Source organism: Nocardia sp. NPDC003183, from assembly GCF_053590715.1.
In genome coordinates, this window is sequence record NZ_JBSFTG010000006.1 from 248,427 (window position 1) to 262,887 (window position 14,461).

15 protein-coding genes are annotated in these 14,461 nt (G+C 67.9%); 4 read left to right on the forward strand and 11 right to left on the reverse strand.

Annotated features, from left to right (window positions below; translation table 11 throughout):
- Nucleotides 1–40 precede the first annotated feature (40 nt).
- Both ACWDXS_RS20940 and ACWDXS_RS20945 read left to right on the forward strand, forming a co-directional pair.
- Complete coding sequence (locus ACWDXS_RS20940; protein WP_378995918.1) at nt 41–697, forward strand: DedA family protein; 657 nt, start codon at nt 41–43, stop codon at nt 695–697.
- Nucleotides 698–729: 32 nt separating this feature from the next.
- Nucleotides 730–1,395 carry a DedA family protein gene (locus ACWDXS_RS20945; protein WP_378995916.1) on the forward strand — a complete coding sequence of 222 codons (666 nt, stop codon included), beginning with the start codon at nt 730–732 and terminating at the stop codon, nt 1,393–1,395.
- A gap of 1 nt (nt 1,396) precedes the next feature.
- Here ACWDXS_RS20945 and ACWDXS_RS20950 read toward each other — a convergent pair whose 3' ends face one another.
- The 3 genes from ACWDXS_RS20950 to ACWDXS_RS20960 all read right to left on the reverse strand — a co-directional run bounded on the left by ACWDXS_RS20950 (nt 1,397) and on the right by ACWDXS_RS20960 (nt 3,648).
- The gene (locus ACWDXS_RS20950; protein ID WP_379313162.1) at nt 1,397–2,488 is read right to left on the reverse strand and encodes a glycoside hydrolase family 76 protein; all 1,092 of its coding nucleotides are present in this window, start codon (nt 2,486–2,488) and stop codon (nt 1,397–1,399) included.
- A gap of 131 nt (nt 2,489–2,619) precedes the next feature.
- Nucleotides 2,620–3,285 (reverse strand): TrmH family RNA methyltransferase, encoded by a 666-nt coding sequence (locus tag ACWDXS_RS20955; protein WP_387445450.1) that lies wholly within the window; start codon nt 3,283–3,285, stop codon nt 2,620–2,622.
- A 24-nt stretch (nt 3,286–3,309) separates the two neighbouring features.
- Nucleotides 3,310–3,648, reverse strand: a complete 339-nt coding sequence (locus tag ACWDXS_RS20960) for a DUF4190 domain-containing protein (protein WP_379313161.1) — start codon at nt 3,646–3,648, stop codon at nt 3,310–3,312.
- Between the two features lie 75 nt (nt 3,649–3,723).
- On the opposite strand from ACWDXS_RS20960, the gene ACWDXS_RS20965 reads away from it, so the two are divergent.
- Nucleotides 3,724–4,170, forward strand: a complete 447-nt coding sequence (locus ACWDXS_RS20965) for a hypothetical protein (protein WP_379313160.1) — start codon at nt 3,724–3,726, stop codon at nt 4,168–4,170.
- Here the strand turns inward: ACWDXS_RS20965 and ACWDXS_RS20970 are convergent.
- The 8 genes from ACWDXS_RS20970 to clpB form a co-directional block, all read right to left on the reverse strand.
- Complete coding sequence (locus ACWDXS_RS20970) at nt 4,154–5,152, reverse strand: alpha/beta fold hydrolase (RefSeq protein WP_379313159.1); 999 nt, start codon at nt 5,150–5,152, stop codon at nt 4,154–4,156. The genes ACWDXS_RS20965 and ACWDXS_RS20970 overlap by 17 nt on opposite strands.
- Nucleotides 5,153–5,270: 118 nt before the next feature.
- Nucleotides 5,271–5,966, reverse strand: coding sequence for a lysoplasmalogenase family protein (locus tag ACWDXS_RS20975; protein WP_379313158.1), 696 nt, complete (start codon nt 5,964–5,966; stop codon nt 5,271–5,273).
- A 1-nt stretch (nt 5,967) separates the two neighbouring features.
- Nucleotides 5,968–7,026 carry a beta-ketoacyl-ACP synthase 3 gene (locus tag ACWDXS_RS20980; protein ID WP_378633570.1) on the reverse strand — a complete coding sequence of 353 codons (1,059 nt, stop codon included), beginning with the start codon at nt 7,024–7,026 and terminating at the stop codon, nt 5,968–5,970.
- Nucleotides 7,027–7,095: 69 nt separating this feature from the next.
- Nucleotides 7,096–7,659, reverse strand: coding sequence for an orotate phosphoribosyltransferase (gene pyrE / locus ACWDXS_RS20985; protein ID WP_358061648.1), 564 nt, complete (start codon nt 7,657–7,659; stop codon nt 7,096–7,098).
- A 5-nt stretch (nt 7,660–7,664) separates the two neighbouring features.
- Nucleotides 7,665–8,471: an SDR family NAD(P)-dependent oxidoreductase gene (locus ACWDXS_RS20990; RefSeq protein ID WP_449967901.1), complete on the reverse strand. Its 807-nt coding sequence runs from the start codon at nt 8,469–8,471 to the stop codon at nt 7,665–7,667.
- A gap of 53 nt (nt 8,472–8,524) precedes the next feature.
- Nucleotides 8,525–9,691 carry a type III secretion system chaperone family protein gene (locus ACWDXS_RS20995; protein WP_378995864.1) on the reverse strand — a complete coding sequence of 389 codons (1,167 nt, stop codon included), beginning with the start codon at nt 9,689–9,691 and terminating at the stop codon, nt 8,525–8,527.
- A 68-nt stretch (nt 9,692–9,759) separates the two neighbouring features.
- Entirely contained in the window at nt 9,760–10,575 is an 816-nt protein-coding gene (locus ACWDXS_RS21000) for a DUF5666 domain-containing protein (protein WP_378995862.1), read from the reverse strand.
- Nucleotides 10,576–10,638: 63 nt separating this feature from the next.
- A complete protein-coding gene (clpB, locus tag ACWDXS_RS21005; RefSeq protein ID WP_449967905.1) occupies nt 10,639–13,215 on the reverse strand; it encodes an ATP-dependent chaperone ClpB in 2,577 nt (858 codons plus the stop codon).
- A gap of 211 nt (nt 13,216–13,426) precedes the next feature.
- Between clpB and ACWDXS_RS21010 the strand changes: the two genes are divergently transcribed.
- Nucleotides 13,427–14,416 (forward strand): NADP-dependent oxidoreductase, encoded by a 990-nt coding sequence (locus ACWDXS_RS21010; RefSeq protein ID WP_449967908.1) that lies wholly within the window; start codon nt 13,427–13,429, stop codon nt 14,414–14,416.
- Nucleotides 14,417–14,461: the final 45 nt, after the last annotated feature.

The window sequence follows — 14,461 nt, forward strand, 5'->3', positions numbered from 1 at the left end:
GGTGACGACCAACCTTGCGTTGACCCAGTTGCTGGACCCGATGTATCTACTCCAGGAGACCTGGCTCGCGAACGCGGTGCTGCCCGCCATCCTGGCGATTGTCTTCATCGAGACCGGTCTGCTGTTCCCGTTGCTGCCAGGTGACTCGCTGCTGTTCACCGGCGGCATGCTCGCCGCGCAACCGGGCTCGACCCTCTCGATCTGGGTCCTCGTGCCGTTGGTGATTCTCACAGCCTTCCTAGGCGACCAGTGTGCGTATTGGATCGGCCGAAAGATCGGTCCGGCCATCTTCAAGAAGGAAGACAGCCGCTTCTTCAAGAAGCACTACGTCACCGAGACGCACGAGTTCTTCGAGAAGCACGGCCCCAAGACCATCATCCTGGCCAGGTTCGTGCCGATCGTGCGCACGTTCATGCCGGTGCTGGCCGGTGTGTCGCAGATGAGCTACCGCAAGTACGTGGCGTTCGACATCGTCGGCGCGGTCCTGTGGGGTGGCGGCGTCACGATCCTCGGCTACTTCCTCGGCAATGTGCCGTTCATCCGCGACCACATCGAGGGAATCTTCCTGCTGATCGTGTTCGTCTCGATCCTGCCCGCGATCATCACGGTCGGTAAGAAGGTGCTCGAGCGCCGCAACGCACCGGGCGCGTCGGCGCAGAGCGGCGAGCTGGCTGCTTCGACGAACGAGACGCACTGATCCCTGTGACCGCAGTACCGTCGACCCTCGCTATGGGCAGCTTCGATCCGCTGATCTCAGCAGGCCCCGCTGTGGTCTGCACGGTGGTGCTAGTTTTCGTCTTTCTCGAATGCGCGTTCATCATCGGGCTGTTCCTGCCCGGTGATTCCATGCTGATCACCGCGGGCATCGTGCTCGCCTCGCACGCCAATGGCGAAGCGCAGGTCTGGGCGTTGTCGGTGGGCACCATGCTCGCCGCGATCGCGGGTAATCAGGTGGGTTATGTCGTCGGGGCGCGAACCGGGCACCGCCTGGTCGCGCGCAAGAACGGCCGATATATCAACACCAAGAATCTGGCCAAGGTCACCGATCTGCTCGAACGGCACGGATTCCTCGCGGTACTGGTGGCCCGCTGGATTCCGTGGGTGCGCACGCTGTGCCCGATGGTGGCGGGCGCGGCCGGGATGGATCATCGGCGCTACACCGTCGCCAGCACGCTCGGCGCGGTTATCTGGGCGCCGGTGCTGTTGCTGATCGGGTACTACGCGGGCGAGTTCCTCGAACAGGTTCCGTGGCTGATGCCCGCGGTGATCGGCACGCTGGTGGTCGGTCTGATCGTCGGCACCGTCCTCGGTATCCGGCACTATCGCCAGGAGATGGCGCGGCCGGTCGAGGATTACGACCTCGAGCCGAGCGTCGCGGTCGAGTCCGAGCGCTGAGCTACAGCCCGGCCGCGGTGACCTGGTAGGCCGCTTCCATCAACATCCAGCCGGCCAGCTGCACGGACAGGTCGCGTTCGGGCACCGCCGAGGCCGTCACCGAACCGCCCGCGGTGAATTTGCCCGCGCCCGCGGTGCCACCCGGCAGCCGGGCCGGCTTGCTCCAGTCGAATCCGAACAGCGGCTCGCCTTCGAACTCGAGCCGATTGGCCCAGGCGGCGGTGGCCGAGGCTTTGACAATGGCCGCGGCGGTGCGCCGATCGGTTTCGGCCTGCTTGCCCTCGCCGGGCAACATCAGGGCGACCACCGCGAGGTAGCGCGCCAATACACCGTTGAACAGCCCACCGTCACCGCCGCCGCCACCGTTGATCACCAGGCGGGTGGTCATGTGTTCTTCCACCGCGGCCAGCAAGCCGCTGACTCGTTCGATGTGACGTTCGTCGTCGTCGGTGTGCACGGCCAGCTCGGTTTCCAGACCGAGCACGACTCCCTGGCAGTAGCTGAACACCGGGCGTTCGACCTCGCCCGAGGGTAGGTGGATCCCGTCGAGGATCAGGCCGGATTCGGGGTCGCGGAGGGTGGCGTCGAGCCAGTCGGCCATCTCTCGGGCGCGCTCCACCCGGCCGAGGCGTAAGAGCGCGATGCCCGCCGGGCCGTTGGCGGGGGCGTTGAAGAAGTCCGATTTGATCCGCCACGGAATACCGCCGCCGACCTCGGGTTCCCAGGCGCCATAGAGCTTCTGTTCGAGGGCGAGCAGGCCGCTGCGCGCCGAGGTGAGTTCCTGGGTGCGCTCGGCGCGTTCCAGGGCAATGGCCAGCCAGGCCATGTCGTCGTAGTAGCGATTGGTCCAGCCGGTGATGTTGCGTAGCCGGATGCCGCGGGCGATCGCGCCGATGCGCCTGCGGCGGGCGGGGGTGGGGACACGATTGGCGGCGTCGACCGCGACGTCGAGCAGGTGGGCCTGCCACCAGTAGTGCCAGCCCGCGAACGCTCGTTCGCGACGAGTCGCCGGCCAGCCGACAACACCCAATTCCGTTCCGGGACAACCCCACAGCGTCCGCAGATGCCGCGAGACGATCGCGGACTCGGCCATGTCGGCACGCTCGGACCACAGCGCCGGGGTGGGCACGGATCCGGCGCGATCAGAGGGCTGGGGGCGCCGGCCGCTGCGCGAGGTCATGGCTCCATGGTGCCAGGTGGTACCGACATTCCGTGCCCATTCCGTTACCAGGCCGCAGACAGGTCGGCGTGTTGACGGATCCAGGCGTGCATGGCGATGCCCGCGGCGACACCGGCGTTGATGCTGCGGGTCGAGCCGAACTGGGCGATCGAAACGGTCAGGGCCGCTGCGTCTTTCGCGTCGTCGCTGACGCCGGGGCCCTCCTGGCCGAACAGCAGCAGGCACTCGCGTGGCAGTTCGGCGGTCTCGAGCGGGACCGCGCCGGGCACATTGTCGACGGCAACCACCGTCAAGCCCTCGCGCGCGGCGAACTCACGCAGTTCGGCGAGGTCACTGTGGTGGACGAGGTGCTGGTAGCGGTCGGTGACCATGGCGCCACGCCGGTTCCAGCGCCGTCTGCCGACGATGTGCACCGCGGCGGCGGCGAAGGCGTTGGCGGTACGAACCACGGTGCCGATGTTGGCGTCGTGGCCGAAGTTCTCGATGGCCACGTGGAAGGGGAAACGGCGGGCGTCGATGTCGGCGACGATCGCCTCGCGGGTCCAGTAGCGGTAGGTGTCGACGACGTTGCGGCGATCGCCCTCGGCCAGCAGAACAGGGTCATAGCGCGCGTCGGTGGGGACGGGGGTGTCGTATTCCTGCTCCCACGGACCGAGGCCGTGCGGGTGCTCGCCCCACTCGGTCGGGCCCGCGACCTCTGCTTCATTCACCCGGCAATGCTAGGCGGGGCCTCGCTACGACGAGGAATCGGCCATCGCGCCGACGATCATCAGCACCAGGGCGACGCCGAAGATCAGGACGGTGAAGGCCAGCAAGCACGTACCGACGATGCCGAGGATGTAGCCGGCGTACACCTGCGTGCGACCACCGATCTGCCCACCGGAGCCATCGATTTCAGCGAGCACGCCGCGACCCTTGAGCCAGGCGAACGGAGCGCACAACCCACACAGCGACATGCCGAGCACGCCGAGGACGAGGACCGTGGTGGCCTGCGGATGCTCGGGCGGCGGGCCGTAGTAGCCCTGGGGATAGCCCTGCGGGTAGCCCTGGGGCCCGTTGTCCGGGTAACTCATGACCGAAGCGTAATCGCGACCGCCCCGAATCGCCGTTTATCCTGGAGGGACAGAGTCTTTTCGGTGGTGAGCGTGATGGATCATGCGCGAGTATCGCGGGCGCTGATCGGCGTCGTGGCGGGGTATCTGATCGCGCTCGCGGTGTGGTTGGGGTGGTTGGCTCCGCACGCGCCGCCGGGCACCGCACCGTTTCAGGTGATGATCATGGTCGGGCTGTTCGGTTCGGCGTGCGGGATCGCGATGACGTGGGCTTCGATGCCGACGCGGGCGGATCGGCGATTGCTCAGGCACGGGCTCGAAGGGTGGGCGCGCATCGACGGGGTGCACCCGTTGAGCCGGACCGATCACGCGAGTGAGCTCACCGAGTTCGAGGTGGAGCTCACGGTGCCCGGGTCCGAGAGCTACCACGGGACGATCGTGGTGGACGTTATGCCGGTGCACAAGCCCAGAATGGTTGTCGGACAGACAGTTCCGATTCGGGTGGACCCGCAGGACCGGGATCGGATCATCCTGGCGCTGTGAGCGGGGCGTGTCCGTTCGTCCGCGCGGGGTCGACAGCGGGCTCCGGGTTGTTCGACGGCGCGGGTGACGGGAGACCGACGATCGGGCGACCACGGCGGAGGGTGCGCTGCCAGCGCAGGGGGTCGAAGACGGCCGGATCGGTCTCCTCGATGAACGAGCGGATCAGCGCGACGAAGCGGTCGGGGTCGAAATGATGCGGGAAATGACCTGCGCCCGCGAAGATTTCGATGCGACTGCCAGGGAAGGCACGGTGCGCGCGATCCGCGTGACCCGACGGGATGACGGTGTCGCGGGTGCCGCCGACGACCAGCGTGGGCAGGTGGGCGGCGAGATAGCCGCGGTCGAGCATGGTGATCGTCTGGCCGCGGCGGTCGGCGGCCGCGCGGATGGTGCGCAGGAAGGCGTTGCGAGCGCCGGAGTCGGAGAGGTGGCCGTAGAGGCGGAGCACGTATTCGGCGTCGGGACCGAGGCCGAGGCCACCCAGTGCGGTGACGATCGGCACCGCGGCCGTCACCGCGGTGCGGACCGGCCAGCTGGTGATCGCCATCAGCGCCGGGCCTGCGCCTGCCAGTGTCGCGAGCCGGAACGCGGGGTGCACCCCCGCACCCATTCCCGCCGGGCACACCAGTGCGATCCGCTCCACCTTCTCGGGAAACTGGTAAGCGAACTGCATCGCGACACCGCCGCCGAGCGAGTGCCCGACGACGGTGATCCGCTCGATGCCGAGGATGCTGAGCAGATCGCGCATGCCGTTGGCGTAGGCCGCCACGGCGTAGTCGCCGCGCGGTTTGTCCGATTCGCCGTGGCCCAGCAGGTCAGGTGCGATCACGGTGTAGTGCTCGGCGAGCGCGTCGAAGACCGGCGCCCACGTCCCCGAGCTGTCGGTGATGCCGTGGATGAGCAGCAGCGGCGGACCGGTTCCGGCCATCCGGAACGCCCGGCGATACCCGTGCACCTCGATGAACTGCGCTTCCCCACTCATCTAGGAAGCGTGCGCGCGAGGTGTTGCGGCCCGGCGACACCTGAGTTAGCGCCGTGTGACACCGAGTATCACGAACTCGCCGGCGAGCGGGAACGCGAGACGCTACCGGTGCGAGATCCTACGTTCGGCCCCGATCACGGGGAGGCGGGACAGTGAGCAGGTATTGCGCGCAGGCGTAGGTCGCCAGGATGACGCCCTCGGCGATCCGGCGGGTGCGGTCGTCGCGGGCGAAGAGGCGGCGCACGACGATCAGCGCATCCGAGATCGTGAACAGCAGGGCCCCGACGCCGTAGCGACTGCGCGGGTCGGAGTTCGGAATGTTCAGGCCCGCGATGTTTTTCGCATCCGGGGCGAGAGCCGGGTCCGAAGCGAGGGTCGCGGCCGTTCCCAATGTCGCGCCGTAGGCGGTGAGCGGCAGAACGAGGTTCGGGGCTTTGGCGCGCAGCAAGCCTGCCGCGCCGACCCAGGCCACCACGCGCGGGAGGGCGATCTCGGGGCGCGGCCGGGCACCGCGCTTCCACCACAGCAGGGAGTAGCCGGTTTGCATGACCGCGAACGACGACGCGCCCGCGATGAGGCGGCGGTCGTCGTCGGGGTCGAGCAGCAGCACATCGCCGACCGTCGCGGCGGCCAGCGAGCCGAGCAGCAGCCGGCGTTCGGCCGGATCGAGATCGACGCCGCCGGCCACCGTGTCGGCGGCGAGCAGCGGCATCAGCAGTGGCTTGGCGACCCATTGCAGGCGGTCGCGGCCGGTGACGGCACCGAACACGGTGACCGCCGCCGCCCCTAGATAAGCGGCGCGCAGCCCTCGCATGTCAGAAGCTCGGTTCCTTCGGGGCGGGCGGCAGCGTCACTACCTGGCCCGCGTAACTCAGACCCGCGCCGAAGCCGAGCAGCAGCGCGAGCTGACCGCCCTTCGCCTTGCCCGTAACCAGCATTTCCTCGATCGCCAGTGGCACGGAGGCGGCGGAGGTGTTGCCGGTGTTCTCGATGTCGTTGGCGATCGGGACACTCTCGGCCAGGCCGAGGTTCTTCTTCATCAGCTCGTTGATCCGGGCGTTGGCCTGGTGCGGGACGAACACCTCGATGTCCTCCTTGGCCACGCCGGAGGTCTCGAGCGCCGCGGAGAGCGCGCGCGGCAACGTGACCGCGGCCCACCGGAAGACCTTGGGGCCCTCCATGTGCAGCGACATCCGGCCGACGGCCTCGACCGCCGGATCGGTGCCCTGCAGGGCCTGCGCCTTGTTCATGTACTCCAGGAAATCGACGTCCTGTGCGATGGCTTCGGCGTTCTCACCGTCGCTGCCCCAGACTGTCGGGGAGATGCCGTTGTCCTCGGCCGGACCGACGACCACAGCGCCCGCGCCGTCACCGAAGATCATCGCGGTGCCGCGGTCGGTGGGGTCGAGGCCGACGGTCATCGTCTCGGCGCCGATCACCAGCACATAGTCGAACGAGCCGGCGCGGATCAGGTCGGCGGCGACACCGAGCCCGTAACAGAAGCCACCGCAGCCGGACGTTAAATCGAAGGCGGCAACCCCGTTGAGCCCGAGGTCGAAGGCCACCGAGGGGGCGCCGTGCGGGGTGAGCTTGAGCCAGCTCGACGTGCACAGGACGACCGCGCCGATCTTGGATCGATCGATCGGGGTGTTGTTCAGCGCGCGCTCACCGGCGGCCGCGGCGATCGACCGGATCGTCTCGTCGCCACTGATCCAGCGCCGGTTGTGGATACCGGTGCGCTCGAAGATCCAGTCGGGCGTCGAGTCGAGGGTCTCGCACACTTCGGCGTTGGTGACGATGCGCTGCGGACGGTAGGCACCGATCCCGAGCATCGCAACGTTGTCGCGACCTTTGTTTACTGCAATGCTCACCACAGGTGACTCACACGTCCTTCAGACTTTCCGGACAGACCACGTCGTCATCCGGGTTCGGCGTTGTTCAGGCTATCCCAGGGCGAGATCATCGAGACCGAGGATGGATCGATATTCCAGCCCCTCCTCGGCAATCACCTGGTCAGCACCGGTTTCCCGGTCGACAACGGTGGCAACGCCGACCACGATCGCGCCCGCGTCGCGCAACGCGCGCACCGCGGTGAGCGGCGAGTTGCCGGTGGTGGTGGTGTCCTCGACGACGAGCACGCGCTTGCCGACGATATTGGGGCCCTCGATCTGGCGCTGCATGCCGTGCGCCTTGGCGGCCTTACGGACCACGAAGGCGTCGATCGGACGGCCCGGCGCGTGCATCACGGCCATCGCGACCGGATCGGCGCCCATGGTGAGCCCGCCGACAGCGTCGAAGTCCCAGTCGGCGACGAGCTCACGCAGCAGCGTCCCGATCAGCGGCGCCGCCTGGTGATGCAGGGTCGCGCGGCGCAGGTCGACGTAGTAGTCGGCTTCCTTGCCCGAGGACAGCGTCACCTTGCCGTGCACGACCGCGAGCTCGCGCACGAGGGCGGCCAGCTGGTCGCGATCGGCCTTCGTGAGCGCCTGACGTGCTTGGTCGATCATCTAAGTCATGTCCTTCCGCGTGCGTTGAAGAGTCCGCGATTCATGCGGGCCACCAGGGTGCGCGGGATGAAGCCCGCTACCGCGGTGAGCACCTTGTACTGCACGCCGGGCACGCTGATCACCCGGCCGGAGTCCAGATCCTGCAGGCACCCGTCGACGACCTGGTCGACGTCGAGCCACAGGCGCTCGGGCAGCGAACTCATCTCGATGCCCGCGCGCTCGTGGAACTCGGTGTGCACGAATCCGGGGCACAGCGCTTGGATGCGGACACCGGTGCCCACCAATCCACCCGCTAAACCCTCCGTGAAGGATACGACGTAGGCCTTGGAGGCCGAGTAGGTCGACCCCCGTCCGGGGATCAACCCGGCCACACTCGCCACATTCACGATCGAACCCGCGCCCGCCGCGACCATCGGTGGCAGGGCCGCCCTGGTGAGTTGCAGGACCGAGGTGACGTTGACGTCGAGCTGGGCCTGCAGCTCCGCGGGCTCGAGGGTCCAGAACTCACCCGAATGCGCGAAACCCGCGTTGTTCACGAGGAATTCGATGCCCTGGGCGGCTCTGGCCGCGACGCGAGCGCGATCGTCGTCATCGGCCAGGTCGGCGACCACGACTTCGGCCGACGTGGCGAAACGGCGGGCCACATCGTCGGCGAGTGCGCGCAGGCGTTCCTCGTTCCTGGCGACGAGGACCAGGTCGTAGCCGAGGGCGGCGAGACGGTGGGCGAAACCCTGCCCGATGCCGGACGTCGGTCCGGTGATCATCGCGACGGGGCGGTGCACGCCGGGCAGACTTGAAGGACTATCAGACATCGCTGGTCGATTCCGGTCGACGGGGTGCCGCGACGACTACCGCGGCAGGTGGATCACTTCGGAACAGGGCCCTGGTAGGGGCGGAATCCGGGGTGGAACGGTCCGCCCGGCTGACCCGATTCCGCGTCGTCGAGCGGTGGCTCGGGGCGGGGACGCGGCTCGGGGACGACGGCCAGCGACGGGCGCTTCGGCGGTTCGCCGAGCGGGCGGCGGCCGGGCGCGGGCTGGTCTTCGAACTCGGGGTCGTCGAGATCGGGGTCGTAGTCGGCGGGCAGAGCGGGGGCGCGGCCGCCGATCGGTGCGCGATCGTCTACGTCGCGGGTCGCGGAGCCACGCGGCGCGGAGGGCGCGTCGACTTCGGGGAAGCGGGCGCCACGGTAGGGCTCGTCGTCATCGGGCAGGCGGGCCGCGGAACCACGCGGGGCGAAGGGCTCGTCATCGGAGTCGAGTTCGTCGGGGCCGGGGAAACGGGCGCGGCCACGTTCTTCCACGTCGGCGTATTCCGCACGGCCCGCGGCGAATTCGCGATCGTCGTCTTCGTCGTCGTACTCGGGTCGGAAACCGGGTGCGAGATTGGCACTCGACCGCGGCCGGGTGAACTCGTTCGGCTCGGCCACCGGGGGCAGCACGTGCAGCAGGCCGGATAGGCGGAGCACCACGTCGATGGCGGTCTCCCAATCCTTGGATCCGCTGCCGACGGGGAGCATGCCGAGGGTCCAGTTGCCCTCACTCCACAGCATCTGCACGGTGTCGGACAGCGACTCGATGAAGCCGACCATCCGCTGGTCCACCGCGTGGCGCGCGATCTCGGGGTCGGTGGCGAACACGACCCGGTCGCCGATGGCGCCGAGCAGTTCCAGATCGTGGTCCTTCGGCGGCGCGGCGGTCTTGAGCCGCATGTCGACATCGATCTCGGAGCCGATCTGGCGTCGCACGGCCACCAGGGTCGCGGCGTCCTCCAGGTCGAAGAGCACGAACTTCTCGCCCTTGCGAATACCGGAGACCACGTCGACCGCCGAGAGATAGCCGAGCTTGGCCAGCGCGCCACGGCGCCACGTCGAGGCGAGCGCGGGCTCCACCGACACGTAGGTGTAGCCCTGGGACTTCGCCCACACCTGTCTCGCGTGTCCGGTGCGCTGCCGCTGGACCCGATCGAAATACAGCAGGACGACCGCACCCACGAGTGCGATCGCTGCTAACCCGAACCACATAGCCGTCATCGTCGCCTAGCCTATCCAGCCGTCGCCGTGATTGCCCGGTAGCACCGGGGATTCGACGCGCGGGTCGCTCATCGGGGGCCGCCCGGCAACGCCGTACTGATAATGATCTTGGCGTGGATCGACCCGTCTGGGTTCTTGTCGCCCTGCACCATAACCATGTCGCCCACGGGAAGCTCGCTCGCCTTCGTGCTGGTCAGCGAGATCACCTGGGTGGCATCGTCGATCAGCACTCGCACATCGGATCCACCGAGGGTGCTCATGGTGATCTCGGTGCCGGTATTGGCGGTGATACTGCCCATGGTGGCGCCGAGATCTTCGCCGCCGCCGAGACCGGGCAAGCCGGGGAGCCCGCTCGTGCTCGGCGGAGAACCCGGCGTGGTTTGTTTCGGTGTCGGCGGGACGAGCAGCTGGCTCGTCGTCGGTGCCGATGCGGTGTTGCCGCCCGAGTCGTTACCGCTCAGCACGAGACCGGCGAGCACCCCGCCGACCGCGATCAACGCCAGCACGCCCAAGCCGAGCGCGATCCACAAACCGATGTGACGTTTGGGAGGTTCCTCCTGGTCACCGTCCTGCGGCCGCGGTGGATACCCCGGCGGCGGCGCGGCGGGATAGCCCTGGCCGTAGCCGGGTGGCGGCGCCTGGTAACCCTGGTCGTACCCCGGCGGCGCCTGCTGCGGCGGTGGTTGAGCTGCCGGATAACCACTCTCGTAGTCACCCCATTGCGCGTCGTGCGGCGGCAACGCCTGCGTCGGGTTCGACGGTTGCCCCCACTCGTCGAACGAATTGCCTCCGTACGGCGTGGTCGAGTCGGTGCCCGGCGAACCCAGCCGTTCGGTCGGCGAATCCTCCGGGCGTTGCCCCCACGGATCGTTCGGGTTCGTCATGGGCTCCAGGGTAGGACAGCCCGGTGCGTTTGGGAGGTCCCTACGCACCGGGCTGTGGATAAATCACGAGCTGTGGACAACTTCGCCTTCGACGACGAGCTTGTCGGTGGCGTCGTCCACACTCACCTTCACCGTGTCACCGTCGGCGACCGAACCGGAGAGCAGTTCCTTGGCCAGGCTGTCGCCGATGGCCTGCTGGATCAGCCTGCGCAGCGGTCGCGCGCCGTAGGCCGGGTCGTAGCCGCGCACGGCCAGCCACTGCTTGGCCTCCTCGGTGACATCGAGGGTCAGCCTGCGCTGTGAGAGCCGTTTCTGCAGCTGACGCAGGTTGATGTCGACGATCGACTCCAGTTGCTTCGCGTCGAGCGCGTGGAACATCACCACGTCGTCGAGCCGGTTGATGAACTCCGGCTTGAACGCGCGCCGCACCGCCTCCATCACCTGATCGCGGTCGCCACCGGCGCCGAGATTGGAGGTGAGAATGAGGATCGTATTGCGGAAGTCGACCGTGCGACCCTGGCTGTCGGTGAGCCTGCCCTCGTCGAGAACTTGCAACAAAATGTCGAAGACGTCCGGGTGCGCCTTCTCGATCTCGTCGAACAGCACCACCGAATACGGTCGCCTGCGCACCGCTTCGGTGAGCTGGCCACCCTGGTCGTAGCCGACATATCCGGGCGGCGCGCCGACGAGGCGAGCCACCGAGTGCTTCTCGCTGTACTCGCTCATGTCGATACGCACCATGGCGCGTTCGTCGGCGAACAGGAAGTCGGCGAGCGATTTCGCCAGCTCCGTCTTGCCGACACCGGTCGGGCCGACGAACAGGAACGAGCCCGTCGGACGGTTCGGATCGGCCACACCGGCGCGCGCCCTGCGGACCGCGTCGGACACGGCCTGCACCGCTTCTTCCTGCCCGACGACGCGGCCCGCGACCTCGGTTTCCATCCGCAGCAGCTTGGCGGTCTCGCCCTCGAGCATCCGGCCTACCGGCACCCCGGTCCACGCCGAGACAACATCGGCGATGTCGTCGGGCGTCACCTCCTCGTTGAGCATCACGTCACCGTCGGACGCCCCGGCACTGGCCTTCTCGGCGTCGGCGAGTTCCTTCTCCAAGTCGGGAATGCGCTTGTAGCGCAGCTCGGCGACCTTGCCGAGATCGCCGTCGCGCTCTGCCCGCTCGGACTCGCCGCGCATGGCCTCCAGTCGCTCCTTCAGCCCGCGCGCCGAATCGAGCGCGTTCTTCTCGTTCTGCCAGCGGGTGGTGAGCTGGCTGAGCTTCTCGCGGTCGTCGGCCAATTCCTGGCGCAGCTTCTCCAGCCGCTGCTTGGACGCGGCGTCGGTCTCCTTCTCGAGCGCCACCTCTTCGATCTCGAGGCGCCGCACCGCCCGCTCGATCTCGTCGATCTCGACGGGCCGCGAGTCGATTTCCATCCGCAGCCGCGAAGCCGACTCGTCGATCAGGTCGATCGCCTTGTCGGGCAGAAATCGCGAGGTGATGTAGCGGTCCGAGAGCGTCGCCGCCGCCACCAGCGCGGAATCGGTGATCCGCACGCCGTGGTGCACCTCGTAGCGCTCCTTGATGCCGCGCAGGATGCCGATGGTGTCGGCCACCGACGGCTCGCCGACCAGCACCTGCTGGAATCGCCGTTCGAGCGCGGCGTCCTTCTCGATGTACTTGCGGTACTCGTCGAGGGTGGTCGCGCCGACCAGCCGCAGCTCACCGCGGGCCAGCAGCGGCTTGATCATGTTGCCCGCGTCCATCGCCGAGTCGCCGGTGCCGCCCGCGCCGACGATGGTGTGCAGCTCGTCGATGAAGGTGATGATCTCGCCCGCGCTGTTCTTGATGTCGTCGAGCACGGCCTTGAGCCGCTCCTCGAATTCACCGCGATACTTGGCGCCCGCCACCATCGCGCCGAGGTCGAGCGAGACAACCTTCTTGTTGCGCAACGACTCCGGCACATCGCCTTCGATGATGCGCCGCGCCAGCCCTTCGACGATGGCGGTCTTGCCGACGCCGGGTTCGCCGATGAGGACGGGATTGTTCTTGGTGCGCCTGCTCAGTACCTGCACCACGCGCCGGATCTCGGTGTCGCGCCCGATCACCGGGTCGAGTTTGCCCGCGCGCGCCAGCTCGGTGAGGTCTGTGGAGTACTTCTCGAGCGCCTGGTAGCCGGCTTCCGGATCGGCAGAGGTGACCCGGCCACTGCCGCCGCGGACCGCGGTGAACGCGTCGCGCAGGGCCTCCGGGGTTGCGCCGTGCTTGCGTAGCAGCTGAGCGACATCCGAATCACCTTCAGCCAACCCGACCAGCAGGTTTTCGGTGGAGACGAACTCGTCGCCGAGCTCGGTGGCGAGCTGCTGGGCGGCGGTCATCGCGGCGAGGACCTCACGGCCAAGTTGCGGTTTGGTGGTGGCGCCGGTGGCACGCGGCAGGCGGTCGACGAGGGCACCTGCCTCACGTTCGACTGTCGCCGGATCGACCCCGATGGCCTTGAGCAACGGTGCGGCGATGCCGTCGGTTTGATCCAGCAACGCCACCAGCAAGTGTGCCGGACGGATCTCCGGATTGCCCGCCGCCGCGGCGGCCTGAAGGGCGGTGTTGAATGCCGCCTGCGTCTTGGTGGTGGGATTGAACGAGTCCACGAATCTCCCTTGTGTGTGTCCGATATCGACTTGTTCAACGCTCACAAAGTTGAGCCTGTTCCGCTCAACTACAAAAAATTTCACCGACTGCGAATCCGCGCTTCACGGTACGCCGCGACACCACCGAAGACGACCAATCACCGCATGTCGAACGGCTATCCGCCTAGGATTGCGATGCCCGGCTCACCCCCGATGCGAGGAGTTCACCCCCATGCGCGCGATCGTGGTTCAGAAGTTCGGCGCCACACCCGAGCTCGCCGATGTCCCGGTACCCGACGCGGGTCCCGGCGAGGTTCAAGTGGCGCTCGACGCGGCCGGGGTCAACCCGTTCGACCTGAAAATGGCCGACGGCATCCTGGAGGGCAAGATGCCCACCGACTTCCCGATGATCCTCGGCGTCGACGGCGCGGGCACCGTCTCGGCGATCGGCACGGGCGTCACCAAGTTCAAGGTCGGCGACAAGGTGGTCGGCAAATTCCTGACCGCGCCTGCGGGACACGGCAGTTGGGCGCAGTACGCCACGGTCCCCGAGGACGCGACCCTCGTCCCCATCCCCGACGGCGTCACCACGGTGGCCGCGGCGGCGCTGCCGGTCGCCGGCGTGACAGCCCAGGATCTGGTGGACGCCGCGCATATCCAGCCCGGCCAGACAGTGCTGATCGTCGGCGCGACCGGCGGTGTGGGTTCCTTCCTCGTCCAGCTGGCCAATATCGCCGGCGGCCATGTGATCGCGACCGCCCGCGGCGACGCCACCGACCAGGTCGCGCGCCTCGGCGCGGCCGAGACTGTCGACTACACCCAGATCCGCCCCGCCGACCCGAATGTCGACGATCCGGACCCGGCCACCCGCCAGGACTCGAGCATCACCGACGCCGTGCGCTTCACCCACCCCGACGGCATCGACGTCCTGTTCGACCTGGTCAGCTCAGCAGGCGATTTCGCCTCGCACGCCACGCTCGTCCGGCGCGGCGGACACGCCTACTCGACGATCTGGGCAGCCGACGAAGCCATGTTGCGCGACCGCGACATCACCGGCGGAAACTTCGAATCCAAAGGCCGCTCACCAGAATTGAGCCGCCTGCTGTCCCGGGTATCCGCCGGTGATGTGGTGGTGCCGGTGCAGATGACGGTCCCACTGGAGGCCGCTCCCGCCGTCCTCGGCCAGGGCAGCGCACGCGGAAAAACCGTCCTCGCCATCTGATCCACGGGCGGCCGACAGCTTCCTGGCGTTTGGTAATGCGGCAAT

Bases quoted from the DNA above. Each gene is read 5' to 3' on its own strand.
- ACWDXS_RS20990 (WP_449967901.1), bottom strand. From the start codon at position 8,471: ATGTCTGATAGTCCTTCAAGTCTGCCCGGCGTGCACCGCCCCGTCGCG.
- ACWDXS_RS21000 (WP_378995862.1), bottom strand. From the start codon at position 10,575: ATGACGAACCCGAACGATCCGTGGGGGCAACGCCCGGAGGATTCGCCG.
- ACWDXS_RS20965 (WP_379313160.1), top strand. From the start codon at position 3,724: ATGGATCATGCGCGAGTATCGCGGGCGCTGATCGGCGTCGTGGCGGGG.
- ACWDXS_RS20960 (WP_379313161.1), bottom strand. From the start codon at position 3,648: ATGAGTTACCCGGACAACGGGCCCCAGGGCTACCCGCAGGGCTATCCC.
- ACWDXS_RS20940 (WP_378995918.1), top strand. From the start codon at position 41: ATGTATCTACTCCAGGAGACCTGGCTCGCGAACGCGGTGCTGCCCGCC.
- pyrE (WP_358061648.1), bottom strand. From the start codon at position 7,659: ATGATCGACCAAGCACGTCAGGCGCTCACGAAGGCCGATCGCGACCAG.
- ACWDXS_RS20945 (WP_378995916.1), top strand. From the start codon at position 730: ATGGGCAGCTTCGATCCGCTGATCTCAGCAGGCCCCGCTGTGGTCTGC.
- ACWDXS_RS20950 (WP_379313162.1), bottom strand. From the start codon at position 2,488: ATGGCCGAGTCCGCGATCGTCTCGCGGCATCTGCGGACGCTGTGGGGT.
- ACWDXS_RS20970 (WP_379313159.1), bottom strand. From the start codon at position 5,152: ATGAGTGGGGAAGCGCAGTTCATCGAGGTGCACGGGTATCGCCGGGCG.
- ACWDXS_RS20995 (WP_378995864.1), bottom strand. From the start codon at position 9,691: ATGACGGCTATGTGGTTCGGGTTAGCAGCGATCGCACTCGTGGGTGCG.
- ACWDXS_RS21010 (WP_449967908.1), top strand. From the start codon at position 13,427: ATGCGCGCGATCGTGGTTCAGAAGTTCGGCGCCACACCCGAGCTCGCC.
- ACWDXS_RS20975 (WP_379313158.1), bottom strand. From the start codon at position 5,966: ATGCGAGGGCTGCGCGCCGCTTATCTAGGGGCGGCGGCGGTCACCGTG.